The sequence below is a fragment of the Brucella oryzae genome (assembly GCF_041929965.1).
Taxonomy (GTDB): Bacteria; Pseudomonadota; Alphaproteobacteria; order Rhizobiales; family Rhizobiaceae; genus Brucella; species Brucella oryzae.
On sequence record NZ_JBHEEO010000007.1, the window covers coordinates 220,315 to 234,343 of the forward strand.

The following is a 14,029-nucleotide window of genomic DNA, read 5'->3' on the forward strand; positions in this document are numbered from 1 at the left end:
AGTGAGGCTCTATACCGTCGATAGGCCGAATTGCCAAGAGGCCGCGCTATTTAGAACACATCGCGTACCGCCTGGCACCTTGAGACAACGGAAATTTGAAGGCATAGATAATGCCATTCTGATTCAGGCTATCGAGTAGCGGGGGCTTTCATGGAACAGTATTTTCAGATGTTCGCCTATTATAACCGGTGGGCGAATGAACTGGTCTATGCCGCGGCTGCCGAATTGAGCGACGAGGAATACAGGCTCGACCTCGGCCTGTTCTTCGGCTCCATTCATCGCACGCTCAACCATTTGCTGGTTGCCGACCGCATCTGGATGAAACGCTTCACTACGGAAGGCGACCATCCAAAGCAACTCGACACCATTATTTCCGACAATTTCATCATGCTGCGTGATCTGCGTCAGGCGGAAGACGCGCGCATTTGCCGCTATGCCGACAGCCTCGATGCTCAACAGCTTGGCGGTCGCTATACCTACACGCCTACGCGCGAAATGCGCACGATAAGCCAGCGGCTCGCCCCCTCGATTGCCCATATGTTCAACCATCAGACGCACCATCGCGGGCAGATCCACGCCGCCTTCACAAGGCTGGGGACCGAAGCGCCGTCGCTCGATCTCATGCATTTCCTGCGAACGGAAGGCGGACGCCGCTTCGCCTGACTATTGTTGAAGCTTGCGGAAACGCTTCAAGCCGTGCAAAAGCGCTTTCATCATGCTTATTCTTGACGACATCTCCGTACGAATTGCCGGACGCCTCTTGATCGACCACGCCAGCGTAACGCTGCCTGCGGGATCGAAGACGGGTTTTGTTGGCCGCAACGGCACCGGCAAATCAACTCTGTTTCGCGTGATTACGGGAGATCTTGCGCCGGAAACCGGCAGCATCTCGCTTCCGAAGAATACACGTATCGGTCAGGTGGCGCAGGAAGCACCCGGCACCGACGAAGCGCTGATCGAAATCGTCATGAAGGCGGACAAGGAGCGCACAGCACTTCTTGAAGAGGCCGACACGGCAACCGACCCGCATCGTATTGCTGAAATTCACACCCGCCTCGCCGATATCGACGCCCATTCGGCGGAAGCGCGCGCAGGCGCCATTCTCTCCGGTCTCGGTTTCAACGCCGAAGCACAACGCCAGCCGGCCTCCGCGTTTTCAGGTGGTTGGCGCATGCGCGTCGCACTCGCCGCCGTTCTCTTTGCCGAACCAGACCTGCTGCTCCTCGACGAACCGACCAACTATCTCGACCTTGAAGGCGTGCTGTGGCTGGTCGACTATGTGAAGCGCTATCCGCACACAGTCATCATCATCAGCCACGACCGCGATCTTTTGAACTCGGCGACCAGCTCGATCATGCATCTCGACCAGAAGAAGATCAGCTTCTGGCGAGGCAACTACGATCAGTTCGAGCGCCAGCGCCACGAAATGCTGGAATTGCAGCAAAAGGCCCATGCCAAGCAGGAAGCCCACCGCAAGCATATGGAAAGCTTTGTGGAGCGATTTCGCGCCAAGGCGACCAAGGCGCGGCAGGCACAGTCGCGCCTGAAGGCTTTGGAAAAGCTCAAGCCCATTGAGCTTTATGTTGAAAGCCATGTGCAGCCCTTCCGCTTTCCGGATGCGGAGAAGAAAGCCGCCTCCCCGATCATAGCTCTCGACAATGCGGATGTGGGCTACGTGCCGGGCAAGCCGGTGCTGCGCAATGTGACGCTGCGCATCGACAATGACGACCGCATCGCGCTTCTCGGCTCGAACGGCAACGGCAAGTCGACGCTGGCCAAGCTGATTGCCGGTCGCCTGACGCCCGAAAAGGGCACACTGACGGTTTCGCCCAACCTGAAGGTTGCCTTCTTCGCGCAGCATCAGCTGGATGACCTCATACCGGAAGACAATGCCATCGAGCATGTGCGCAAGCTGATGCCGACGGAACCGGAGGCGAAAGTGCGCGCCCGCGTTGCGCAGATGGGGCTTTCAACCGAGAAAATGCTGACACCGGCCAAAGACCTGTCCGGCGGCGAGAAAGCACGCCTTTTGATGGGGCTTGCAACCTTCCATGGTCCGAACCTGCTGATCCTCGACGAGCCGACCAACCATCTGGATATCGACAGCCGCGAAGAGCTTGTGCATGCGCTCAATGCTTTCAACGGCGCGGTTATCCTGATCGCCCACGACCGCCATCTGATCGAAGCCACGATGGAACGGCTCTGGCTGGTCCGCGAAGGCGGCGTGAAGGCATTTGAAGGCGATCTCGATGAATACCGTCAGATCGTTCTGGCCGACGCCAAGGGAGAACCGGCCGCCGACCGCGACGATAGCGCCAGGGTCAACAAGGCAGAACAGCGAAAGCTCGCCGCCCAGAAGCGCGAATCCATGGCCCCCTTGCAGAAAAAGATCAAGGAAACCGAAGCCTTGATTCAAAAACTGCAGAAACAGATTCAAGGCTTCACCGCGCAGCTTGAAGACCCTGCCCTTTACGAGAAGGAGCCGCAGAAGGCGATCCGGATCAACAAGGACATGAGCGATGCCCGCTCCGCCCTTGCAGATGCTGAAGACAAGTGGCTGGAGCTTTCCACCGAATATGAAGAAGCAATGGCCGAATGAGCGCTTATTTCTGCCGTCTGACATCAACTCTCATTATGGGTTGATGTCAGCCTATTAACGGCAATCGGATTTGACGGCAAAATCCCCTCTATTTTTGTTGTCAAACTGTTTTGACGTCATTACTCTGTCAGCAACCCGAGTTGATGACAGAATCGACAATAAAATGATCACCAAAGCCTACGACCTATCGGCAGCGGTCCACTATCATGCCGGAGCGTTTCCTCCCGCTTCTCTCGATTACGAGGCTCTGCTTGGCCCTCTTGAGGAGGCTGCAGCATCTCTAGCGCGTTACGATGCCAAAATGTCGAGCATGGTGAACAGCGAACTGTTTCTTGCCCCGCTGCGTCGTCAGGATGCAGTCAGTTCATCAAGAATGGAAGGTACGATCTCCACCATTGAGGAACTTTATCGCCTCGAAGCTGAAGAGGATGCGGGCGTTTCCGATCCCTACAGGGAAGCGCGCAACGACGATATAGAAACCTTCCTGTATTCCCGCGCGCTGCGCAACGCGCAACAGGCGCTGGCCGAAGGAGCGCCGTTGAGCGAACATCTGATCCGAACCGCCCACCAGCAATTGCTGTTTGCCGGGCGCGGTGCCCGCAAACGTCCAGGTTCCTACAAGAACGAGCAAAACTATATAGGCGAGCAGCGGCGGGAAAAAATCTACTATGTCCCGATCTCCCCAGAGCAGTTGGAACCTGCCATGGGCGAATTGCTTCGTTTCATGAACGGAAATGCGATGCGCCCGCTCATTCGCACGGCTCTTGCGCATGTGGAGTTTGAAGCGCTCCACCCGTTCGAGGATGGCAACGGTCGGATTGGGCGTATGCTCATCACCCTGATGCTCTGGAAACTGGGAATCATCAGCCAGCCGAACTTCTTCGTTTCAGGATATTTTGAACAGCATAAGGATGAATATATAGAGAGAATGCGCCGTGTTTCCTCCGATGGCGACTGGACCGGCTGGAGCGTCTTCTTTCTGCAAGCCATGCACGCACAGGCCACGGTCAATATTCAGACTGCGGACAGAATTTTTGCTCTGCATGGCGAAATGCGCGAACGGTTTCGCGAGGTCCTGAACTCCCAGTTCCACGATCAGGCGCTGGATTTTGTTTTCGCAAGTCCGGTCTTTCGTAATGACCGCTTCGTGGATCGTTCCGGCATTCCAGCCTCGTCGGCCCGTTTGCTATCGCGTCGGCTTGTCGAGGCCGGGCTGCTACGCACCATTGAGCCGTCATCAGGGCGACGGGCAGCACTCTATGCTTTTAGCCCCTTGCTCGAATTGCTGGATATCTGACGAACGGCGGAACCGTGTCCATGAACATTCCGTCTGAAGGAGAAACCGGCCTTCAGGGGCCTTTCGATCCGACTGGATCAGATCGGCGCTTTAAGTTCTTCTATTTCAAGCATAATCTTATCGATCCTCGTTTAACTCCGATCGGATTATGCTCTATTCAAACCTACGTCTGCGCAGGCGCGTGCGCATCAGGGCATAAAGACCGGTTGCACCGAGGATCAGACCGATCGTCGTATAGACCTCATCGGGTGTTTCCGCTCCGCGGCGCAGCACCAGATCGGCTTTTGAAAGTTGCAGCCCGTCCGTGTTTCCCTGCACCAGACGAAACGCGTAAAGCCCCGGAATGACCGGATCGATGTCACCCGCACTCTGACGCAGAACGCTGCCATCCTGCGGTCGGTCCGCATTGATGGAACCGCTGGTCGAAGCGAAATCAAGCCCCTGCGAAAGAACAGGCATCCCGTCGCGGCTGACGGCAAGCGTCACCGCCGAACGCCGTTCCGCAGGCACATAGCCCGGCAAGGGCGTCGCATCGATGAACACGCGCACCGGACCATCATCCGCCGACAGCCTGACTTCCTGTATCTTGAAGCCGCTCTGGCGGTTTTCCAGCATGGTCCAGCGGCCGATTTCGCTGCCGGTGAAATGACGCATATACCAAGGATAGCCAATGCCAAGGCCAAAACCCGCGACGATCATCAAAATGAATAGCGCCCGCATCACGCCTTTCGCTCCCAGCGTCGATCCGGTGCTTGCTGCCAGTAGGTCAAATCGTGGTTTCCAGCCTTGAAGCTTTTCCATTGCCCCCGGGCAATATCGAGCTGTTCCTGATCGTGCCCGTCAAACATCACGACCAGGCGTTCATAGGCATCCGCCTGTTCCAGCCCTGCCCCCTCAACGAGAAAGCGCACCGTCGCACCGTTGGGATTGGCTTCACTGGTGGTGAGCAGGACCGGCTGGTGTTCGGGATGAGGCTCCTTATCGGTGCCATGCGCCACGAAAGACGTATCGGAGAAGGTCCAGAGCAGGCCATCCAGCGCATCGCGTCTTTCCTCGCTGACAGTCTGGATCGCGACGCGCCAGCCGCGCCCGAGCGAGCGCTCGACCAGACCCGGCAAGGCCTCGTCGAGTGTCGATTCCGTCAGATGGTAGAAGAGGATTTCCGCCATGCATTATCCGTTTCGGGAACGGGTGAAGAAATTGATTCCGCTTCTCCACCCATCCTGTTGTTTTAGCTTTCGAAATGATCCCGGACAAGACGGTCCAGCAGGCGCACGCCATAGCCGGAAGCCCATGTCTGGCTATATTCGCTGGCAGGCGACCCCATGGCCGTTCCCGCAACGTCGAGATGCGCCCAAGGAGTCTCACCGACGAAACGCTTGAGGAACTGCGCTGCCGTAATCGATCCGCCATAACGGCCAGAGCTGTTCTTCATATCGGCAAACTTCGAATCGATCATCTTGTCATATTCGGTGCCGAGCGGCAGGCGCCACAGCTTTTCGCCGGTCGACTGGCCCGCATCGTAAAGCTGGTCCGCAAGCTCGTCGTCATTGGAGAAGAGGCCTGCATGATACTGGCCAAGCGCGACCATGACCGCGCCCGTGAGCGTGGCCAGATTGATGATGAAGCGCGGCTTGAAACGGTCATTCGTGTAGTGCAGCGCATCGGCGAGAACGAGACGGCCTTCGGCATCGGTATTGATGACTTCAATCGTCTGACCGGACATGGATGTCACGATGTCGCCCGGACGCTGGGCATTGCCATCGGGCATGTTTTCGACAAGGCCGATCACGCCAATGGCGTTAACCTTCGCCTTGCGACCTGCCAGCGCGCGCATCAGGCCGGTGACAGCTGCCGCACCACCCATGTCGCCTTTCATGTCTTCCATGCCGCCAGCAGGCTTGATGGAGATGCCGCCCGTATCGAACACCACGCCCTTGCCGACGAAGGCAACCGGCTTTTCCTTGCTCTTCGCGCCCTGCCATTCCATGACGACCAACCGCGGGGGACGAACCGAGCCCTGCGCCACGCCCAGAAGCGCGCCCATGCCGAGCTTCTTCATTTCCTTTTCGCCCAGCACCTCGACCTTGACGCCAAGCTTTTCGAGCTTTTCAGCTTCCTGCGCGAACTCCACCGGACCAAGAATATTCGCAGGCTCATTGACGAGATTGCGCGCCTGGATCACACCGTCCGCGACCGCTTCTGCAACTTCGAAGGCACGCTTTGCCGTATGCGGGTCAGCAACGCAGATGCTGATCTTGGCCGCATGTTTCGGATCGCCGCCATTTTCCTCATTGTTCTTGCGCGTCTTGTAGCGTTCAAACTTGTAAGAGCGCAGGATCATGCCAAGCGCCAGATCTGCTGCTTCGTCACCGGCGATGGTGGTTTCAGGCAATGCCAGCGTTACAGTCGCGCGCTCCGCCTTGCCGATTCGCGAAAATGCAGCCCCACCGATCTTCAGCCAGTCGTCATTGCCAAGCTTGCCGGTTTCGCCAACGCCGACCAGAACGATCTTGTCCACGCCGCTGGAAGTTGTCTCAATCGCTTCCGCCGTCTTGCCGAGAGCGCCGGTAAAGCCGGAAATTTCGGCAATCCGCTTGATCTTTTCCGCACCGCCGACGGCCTCAGCCGCTTCATCCGCAAAACCACCGCCCTCGGCGACGAGAACGATGGATACGCCTTTTTCCGGTACTGCAAAATCGCTGAAAGAGATCGAAGGACGTTTAGACATGACAACTCCAAACTTGGTGTTGATTTGAGAATGACACGATTGTGTCGCGACTTTTCCCCACTCATGTGAGACGAATATGGCGAAACAGCAAGAGCAGATCCCAGATTGTTCCAGTTTTAGGTTGAGGAAAACCGTGCAATACACAATCGCAAATCCGTCTTCCCCACCGCTTGCAAAAACTGGTTGCCATCAGCCCACTCATCACCCATTAAGGGAAACAGCAGAGCTGGTGTCTTCATGATGCTTTTAGTAATCTGTTAACTGCGTTTATTGGGTCAATCTTAGCCAAGCGTCATTAAGTTTAGTGATTATCACGAGCATTGCAGCCTTTTCGGGCGCGTGCCCTTCAACGGAACCGGGATGTAGACTCCACCTATGCGATTGATCGAGTTATACATCTTGCGCCGGGTGGCGATCATGTTCCTCGCAGTGCTTGGGGCGGCAGTCGGTATTACCTGGACCGTGCAGGTGCTCCAGCGCATCGACTTTCTGACCACAAGCGGACAGACATTCCAGACCATCGTTCAGTTCAGTTCGCTGTTGATTCCATCGGCCATCCCGCTCGTGATGCCGTTTGCCCTGATTATTGCGATCACGCAGACGCTGTCCACCATGAACCAGGATTCCGAGTTGGTCGTCATCAATGCATCGGGCGCGCCGCGCAGCGCGGTGATGCGTCCCATCCTGATTCTTGCGGCCGTGATTTCCGTCGTCTCGTTTCTCGTCGCCAATTATGTCGATCCTTATGCGCGCATGAACATGCGCGCCATGATCGCCAATGCCAGCGCTGATCTGATGAATGTCATCGTTCAGGAAGGCAATTTCCGCAAGCTGGCGGATAATCTCTATATTCAGGTGGCGGAGCGGCGCGCCGACGGCAGCATTGGCGGGCTTTTCATCGCCGATTCCCGCGATCCGTCGCTCGATCTCATCTATTACGCTGCGGATGGCGCGATTGCGTCGACGCCGACCGGCGACATGCTGTTGATGCAGAATGGCGAAGTGCAGCGGCGTGATGTGTCCGATGGCACGGTTTCGATCATCAAGTTCAATTCCTATGCTTTCGATCTCAGCCAGTTCGCCTCAGCCGGTGACGATTTCGTCATCTATGCAAAAGACCGTCCGCTATCCTATCTGTTGAACCCGGACCCGAACGACCCGATCCTGCAAACCCGCCCGCTGCGCTACAAGGCCGAATTGCACCGGCGCCTGACACAATGGCTCTATCCGGTTGTCTTTGCGATGATTGCGCTGGCTTTTGCAGGCGATTCCCGTTCGCACCGCGAAGCACGTGTTTCGGCCTCCTTCTCGGCAATCAGTACTGCGCTTCTCGTCTATTGGGCGGGTTATTTCGCATCGGATCGCGCAGACAAGGACGCTGGCTATATCGTCGTCATGTACCTTGTCCCGCTCGCCGTCATTCTTGTGACGGGCTTTGCTCTCGCCACCGGGCGGCGGATCGGCCTGCCGGACAAATGGAACGACCGCATTCTCGACAATTTCGACAGTCTGAGAAACCGTGCCTCGGAACTTTATGCCCGTTTCACCGGGCGCTCGCGCAATAATGCCGGAGGCCAGGCATGATCGGTTGGACGCTCGGGCGCTATTTCTTCATCCGCTATGTGCAGATTACACTTTATTTTCTGCTCGGCATTTTTGCGTTGGCATTGCTTCTCGATTTCACCGAGAACGCCAGCAAGCTTTCCAATCTGCCGGACTATTCGGTGTGGGCGGCGCTTGCTCTTTCCGCCATGCGCGTGCCCTTCATCATGCAGCAGATGATCCCCTTCGTGGCATTGTTTTCCGCAATGGCAACGCTCATCTCGCTGAACCGGAAATACGAACTGGTCGTTGCGCGCTCCGTCGGCGTTTCGGCCTGGCAGTTCCTTTTGCCTGCCTGTTTCGGTGCTTTCCTGTTCGGTCTTGCCACGATCTTCATTCTCAATCCATTCGCCGCTTACGGCTTTGCCAAGGCTGATGAAATCGCGTCGACATGGAAGACCGGCAAGGTGACTGACGTTTCCGCCCTGCGCGATCCGTGGCTGCGCCAGAAGACCGATGAAGGCGAAACCATCATCGGCGCAAAAAGCATTCTGGATCAGGGTGCGACCCTTGCCGACGCGACATTCATTCAGTTCGATGAAAAGAAGAACATCAAGGAACGCTACGACGCCCGGACAGCACAGCTGAAGGACGGCTACTGGGAGCTTACCGATGTGACGCGATTCGCACGCGGCGAAGAACCCCAGAAAATGGCGAGTTTCCGGATAGAGACACAGTTGCGTCCCGAATATGTGGAAGAGAAGCTCGCAACGCCGGATACGATTCCGTTCACACAATTGCGCCACAAGATCGAAGTCGCGCGTTCCTTCGGTTACTCCGCAAACGCATTTGACATGCAATACCAGTCACTTCTGGCGTTGCCGGCATTGCTGATGGCAATGACTCTCATTGCTGCAACAGTATCGTTGAAATTTGTGCGATTTGGTCAGTCGGGAGCGATGATTCTGGGTGGCGTTATCGCAGGCTTCATGCTTTATGTCGTTTCGGTGCTGGTGAAGGCATTCGGGAATGCGGGATTCGTTCCGCCGTTCGTGGCTGCCTGGGTTCCGGTTGTTATCGCGACATTCTTTGGTGTCTCCTTTTTGTTGCATAAGGAGGATGGTTAGTGGGTTTGAGTAGCGCCCGCATGGTATTGCCCCATTCACTCTCGCGTCTTGCGCGCGGGACTGCCTTGGTGTGCGTCCTTGCTTCACCTTTCATTTCTGTCGCAGCCCTGCCCTCGCCTGCATTGGCACAGGACGCCCTGGCTTCCAATTACCAGAGTGATCCGAATGCGCGTATGCTTCTGCAAGCTGACGAGCTCGTCTATGACCGCGATGTGAATACCGTCACCGCGCAGGGCAAGGTGCGTATCGAATATGACGGCAATCGTCTCGTTGCCGACAAGGTCACCTATAATCAGCAAACGCGGCGCATGACCGCGACGGGGAATGTTGAAATCGTCGAGCGCGACGGCAACAAGATTTACTCCGACCATATGGACGTCACCGACAGTTTCCGCGACGGCTTTGTAAATGGCCTGCGCGTCGAGACGACGGACAACACCCGCTTCGCAGCCGAGAGCGCGGAGCGCAGCAATGGCGAGATAACGACGTTCAACAACGGCGTTTATACGGCCTGTGAACCCTGCGCGAAGAATCCGGACAAGCCGGTTCTCTGGCAGATCAAGGCACGCAAGATCATCTGGAACAGCACGACGAAAACGGTCCGCTTCGAACATGGCCGCTTCGAGTTATTCGGCATGCCGCTTGCCTGGTTCCCGGCATTCGAGATGGCCGACCCGACGGTGAAGCGCAAGAGCGGCTTCCTGTTTCCGGGTTTCGCCTACAAGGACGATCTCGGCTTCGGCATCAAGAACTCATATTTCTGGGCTCTCGCCCCGAATTATGATCTGACGCTATCCACGACTGCCTATACCAAGCAGGGCTTCCTGACCGAAGCCGAGTGGCGTCATCGCCTCGAAAACGGCACTTATAATCTTCGCATCGCGGGCATTCATCAAAGCAAGCCTGAAGAATTCAGCGCTGATTCCGTAGATCATTACGAAGACAATCGTGGCATGGTCGCCTCGAAAGGCGATTTCGATCTCAATTCGCGCTGGCGTTTTGGTTGGGATGTGATGGCACAGACCGACCGGAATTTCAGCCGCACCTACGGTCTTGAAGGCTATAGTGCCGAAACTCAGGTATCGAAAATATATCTTACGGGCATCAACAACCGTAATTATTTCGACCTGAATTTCTATCGCTTCAATGTGCAGGAATCTTTGCTCGCGAATAACCCGAACGAGATGCACTCGAAGCAGCCCTGGGTTTTCCCGAGCCTCGACTATTCTTACACATTGCCGGAACCGGTCTATGGCGGTGAACTGAACTTCAACGCCAATCTGCAGGTTCTATATCGACAGAATGCAAATTATACTCCAGCGATTAGAGATCTTAGCGGGAATCTTATTGGCCCACGATATCCCCGTGTTCCTGGCTTCGACGGAACCAATGCGCGCCTGACGACCGAAGCGGAATGGAAGCGTACCTTCATCACGCCTGCCGGTCTGGTCATCACGCCATTGCTGGCATTGCGTGGGGACGCCATCGGCGCCAATACGAACTTCAATCTGACAGATGCCGGCTATACGGATGCGCTTGTGCGTTCCGAAGCATTGCGGGCCATGGCAACCGCCGGGCTTGAACTGCGCTGGCCGATCCTGTTTTCGACCACGAGCTCGACCCATATCATCGAGCCGATCGCTCAGATTTATGTTCGCAACAACGAACGCTATGCAGGCGAATTGCCGAATGAAGACGCCCAGAGCTTTGTCTTCGACGCGACGAACCTGTTCTCGCGCGACAAGTTCTCCGGTTATGATCGTGTCGAAGGTGGCACTCGTGCCAATCTCGGACTGCGCTATTCGGGTAACTTCAATAATAGCGATTGGTCTCTGTACGCCCTCGGTGGTCAGTCGTTCCAGCTGGGTGGCGTAAACTCGTACGGCACGAGCGACTTCCTGAACATCGGCGCAGACTCCGGCCTGCAGGATGCGCGTTCCGACTATGTGGCTATGATTGGCACGTCCAACTCGACCGGTCTGGCCCTTGCAGCTCGCGGCCGCTTTGACAAGGACAGTTTCTCTGTTCAGCGCGGCGAACTTGAAGCCCAGCAGAGCTGGCAGAAGCTGACCGTCTCCGCGCAATATGCCTATATCGCCCCGCAACCGGCTTACGGTTATAATGATCTCCGTCAGGAAGTCACAGGGTCCGCTACGGCGCGTGTCAATACGAATTGGCGCGTATTTGGCTCGAGTACTTATGACATGGTATCGGAAACACTGGTTCGGGCCTCAGCCGGGCTTGCTTATGACGATGAATGCTTCACGTACTCGATGGCTTACGTGCAAACACGTAACCCGTCTCGCGATGGGATAGATGATAAGCCGTCCCATAGTATCGGCTTCAACATCTCGCTCCGCACTTTGGGTGACATTGGCAGCGGTAATCAGACTTTCTAAACTTGATGGACCGGAAGCATTGGAAATGCTTTCGGTCTTTCCATTACATTTGATAAAGAGATTTGCACCTCATAGCCTGATTTGGCTTCCTTTTTGCAGTATTCAAACGATACAAGCTTCCTAAAATAGCTTTAGGGTCATTGTTTCGCCGCACTGGGTCATCTATACAGGCAGCTTATGATCAGCCACTGATATGATTGCTTGCTGGGCTCAATAGTGGCAAAGACTATAACGGAATATGTCCGGTAAGGATTGTCGTTTGTCGGCCGGAAGGAATCGGGAAAGAAAGATGATGATTGCAAGACCTCTTTTCGCCTCCATGCTGAGCGCCGCAGTCTGCCTGACGACGCTTGGAACGGTTGCGGTTCCAGCATTTGCTGCGGGTGCAGGTTCCGAGGTTAAAGTCATCGTTTCCGGCAATGCCATCACGAACAGCGACATTCAGCACCGCGTTGCCTTTTTGAAGCTGCAGCGCAAGGGCGGCAATCTCAGCCAGATTGCCAGACAAGAGCTGACCGACGAAATGTTGAAGCGCATCGAAATGAAAACGCGCAGCATCAACATTTCCGATCAGCAGGTAGATGAGGCTTATGCCGGATTTGCCAGCCGCAACAAGATGAGCCTGGCACAGCTTAATCAGTTGATGAACCAGTCAGGCGTTACGCCGGATCATTTCAAGAAATACATCATGGTCCAAATGGGCTGGGGCCGCCTTGTCAGCGCCCGCTTCCGTGCAACCGGGATGGTCAGCGAACAGGAAGCGGTGCAGCGCATGTTGAAGGATGGCGGCAAAAAGCCTGTGGCAACCGAATATCGCCTCCAGCAGGTTATTTTCGTGGTGCCTGCCTCCAAGCGCTCTCCTGCCCTGCTTGCCAAGCGCAAGCAAGAAGCCAACGCACTCCGCTCGCGCTTCCAAAGCTGCGACACGACCCGCCAGCAGGCAAAAGGGATTCTGGACGTGACCGTTCGCGATCTCGGCCGCATCATCGAACAGCAGTTGCCGGGCGAATGGTCGAAGGCCGTCAAGGCAACCCCGGTCGGCCGCACGACCGCGCCGCAGGAAACCGAAAAGGGCGTGGAATTCCTGGCCGTCTGCTCCACCCGGCAGGTATCGGATGATCGCGTGGCCCAGCTCGTCTTTTCCATGGAAGGCGCGGATTCTCCTGGAGGCCAGGAGAAAAAGGCTGAACAGCTCAGCGAAAAATATCTGAAGGAACTGCGCGAAAAGGCGAAGATCGTAAATCGCTAAACCGATCTGACGGATTCATCCGCATTCATTGGAATATTGACGCGATGTCCGCAGCACCAGTTCCCCCTCTCGCCGTCAGCATTGGCGATCCATCCGGTATCGGCCCCGATGTTGCGCTCGCCGCCTGGTCGCGGCGCAATGAGCTTTCATTGCCGCCCTTCGCCTTGCTGGCAGACCCGGAACAACTTGCCGTCCGTGCGCGGCATCTCGGGCTTGATATCGAGATCGAGGCTGTTTCCGCGATTTCGGCGGCAGGCCATGTGTTTTCGCGAGCATTGCCGGTGCTTCCGCTCAACAACACATTGACGGAAAGTATCGGCACGCCCCTGGCGACCAATGCCGCAGGCATCATTGAAGCCGTTGAGCGAGCGGTCGAACTTACCCTGAATGGTGAGGCTTCGGCAGTTGTCACCAGTCCGATTTCAAAGAAGCCGCTTTATGAAGCCGGGTTCCGGCATCCGGGCCATACGGAGTTTCTGGCCGAACTGGCAAGCAAACACATCGGCAAGCCGGTCACGCCGGTCATGATGCTGGCCGGACCGCAGCTTCGCGCCGTTCCGGTCACGATACATATTCCGCTTGCCGAAGTGCCCGTCCGTTTGAGTACTGCCGATATCATCGAAGTTTCGCGGATCACCGCCGCCGAATTGCGGGAACGGTTCGGCATCCTGTCACCGCGTCTGGCCATATCGGGACTTAATCCGCACGCCGGTGAAGGCGGAGCCATGGGCAAAGAGGATGATACCATCATTCTGCCAGCAATCGAGGCGTTACGCCGTGAAGGAATAAACGCTCGCGGCCCCCTGCCCGCCGATACGATGTTTCATGCGACCGCCCGTGCGACCTACGACGCTGCAGTCTGCATGTATCACGATCAGGCTCTCATCCCCGCCAAGGCACTGGCTTTCGACGAGACTGTGAATGTGACTTTGGGGCTTCCTTTCATTCGCACATCGCCGGATCATGGTACGGCTTTCGACATTGCGGGCAAGGGCATCGCCCGCCCGGACAGTCTTGTCGCGGCCATTCGCCTCGCACAGGAACTGGCTGAGAACGCAGCCAACGGACATTAACGAGTATAGATG

Annotated in this window: 11 protein-coding genes; 8 read left to right on the forward strand and 3 right to left on the reverse strand. The window is 56.3% G+C overall.

Annotated elements, in window-relative coordinates; translation table 11 throughout:
- The first annotated feature begins 150 nt into the window (after positions 1–150).
- From JNC70_RS10085 to JNC70_RS10095, 3 genes are all read left to right on the forward strand, one after another.
- Positions 151–663 (forward strand): DinB family protein, encoded by a 513-nt coding sequence (locus JNC70_RS10085; protein WP_104753783.1) that lies wholly within the window; start codon positions 151–153, stop codon positions 661–663.
- 52 nt (positions 664–715) lie between these two features.
- The gene (locus tag JNC70_RS10090) at positions 716–2,599 is read left to right on the forward strand and encodes an ABC-F family ATP-binding cassette domain-containing protein (protein ID WP_104753808.1); all 1,884 of its coding nucleotides are present in this window, start codon (positions 716–718) and stop codon (positions 2,597–2,599) included.
- Between the two features lie 163 nt (positions 2,600–2,762).
- The gene (locus tag JNC70_RS10095) at positions 2,763–3,896 is read left to right on the forward strand and encodes a Fic family protein (protein WP_104753782.1); all 1,134 of its coding nucleotides are present in this window, start codon (positions 2,763–2,765) and stop codon (positions 3,894–3,896) included.
- A gap of 153 nt (positions 3,897–4,049) precedes the next feature.
- On the opposite strand, the gene bspB is transcribed toward JNC70_RS10095, so the two are convergent.
- From bspB to JNC70_RS10110, 3 genes are all read right to left on the reverse strand, one after another.
- A complete protein-coding gene (gene bspB / locus JNC70_RS10100; RefSeq protein WP_104753781.1) occupies positions 4,050–4,616 on the reverse strand; it encodes a type IV secretion system effector BspB in 567 nt (188 codons plus the stop codon).
- On the reverse strand, positions 4,616–5,065 hold the full coding sequence (locus tag JNC70_RS10105; protein ID WP_104753780.1) for a DNA polymerase III subunit chi: 450 nt from the start codon (positions 5,063–5,065) through the stop codon (positions 4,616–4,618). Before JNC70_RS10105 ends, bspB begins: the two co-directional genes overlap by 1 nt.
- A gap of 62 nt (positions 5,066–5,127) precedes the next feature.
- The gene (locus JNC70_RS10110) at positions 5,128–6,627 is read right to left on the reverse strand and encodes a leucyl aminopeptidase (protein WP_104753779.1); all 1,500 of its coding nucleotides are present in this window, start codon (positions 6,625–6,627) and stop codon (positions 5,128–5,130) included.
- A gap of 375 nt (positions 6,628–7,002) precedes the next feature.
- Here JNC70_RS10110 and lptF point away from each other — a divergent pair, with 375 nt between their 5' ends.
- From lptF to pdxA, 5 genes are all read left to right on the forward strand, one after another.
- On the forward strand, positions 7,003–8,211 hold the full coding sequence (gene lptF, locus JNC70_RS10115) for an LPS export ABC transporter permease LptF (protein WP_104753778.1): 1,209 nt from the start codon (positions 7,003–7,005) through the stop codon (positions 8,209–8,211).
- On the forward strand, positions 8,208–9,296 hold the full coding sequence (gene lptG / locus JNC70_RS10120) for an LPS export ABC transporter permease LptG (RefSeq protein WP_104753777.1): 1,089 nt from the start codon (positions 8,208–8,210) through the stop codon (positions 9,294–9,296). Before lptF ends, lptG begins: the two co-directional genes overlap by 4 nt.
- Before the next feature lie 20 nt (positions 9,297–9,316).
- On the forward strand, positions 9,317–11,695 hold the full coding sequence (locus tag JNC70_RS10125; RefSeq protein ID WP_104753776.1) for an LPS-assembly protein LptD: 2,379 nt from the start codon (positions 9,317–9,319) through the stop codon (positions 11,693–11,695).
- A 289-nt stretch (positions 11,696–11,984) separates the two neighbouring features.
- Entirely contained in the window at positions 11,985–12,944 is a 960-nt protein-coding gene (locus JNC70_RS10130) for a peptidylprolyl isomerase (protein WP_104753775.1), read from the forward strand.
- Positions 12,945–12,988: 44 nt separating this feature from the next.
- Entirely contained in the window at positions 12,989–14,017 is a 1,029-nt protein-coding gene (gene pdxA / locus JNC70_RS10135; RefSeq protein WP_104753774.1) for a 4-hydroxythreonine-4-phosphate dehydrogenase PdxA, read from the forward strand.
- Positions 14,018–14,029 lie beyond the last annotated feature (12 nt).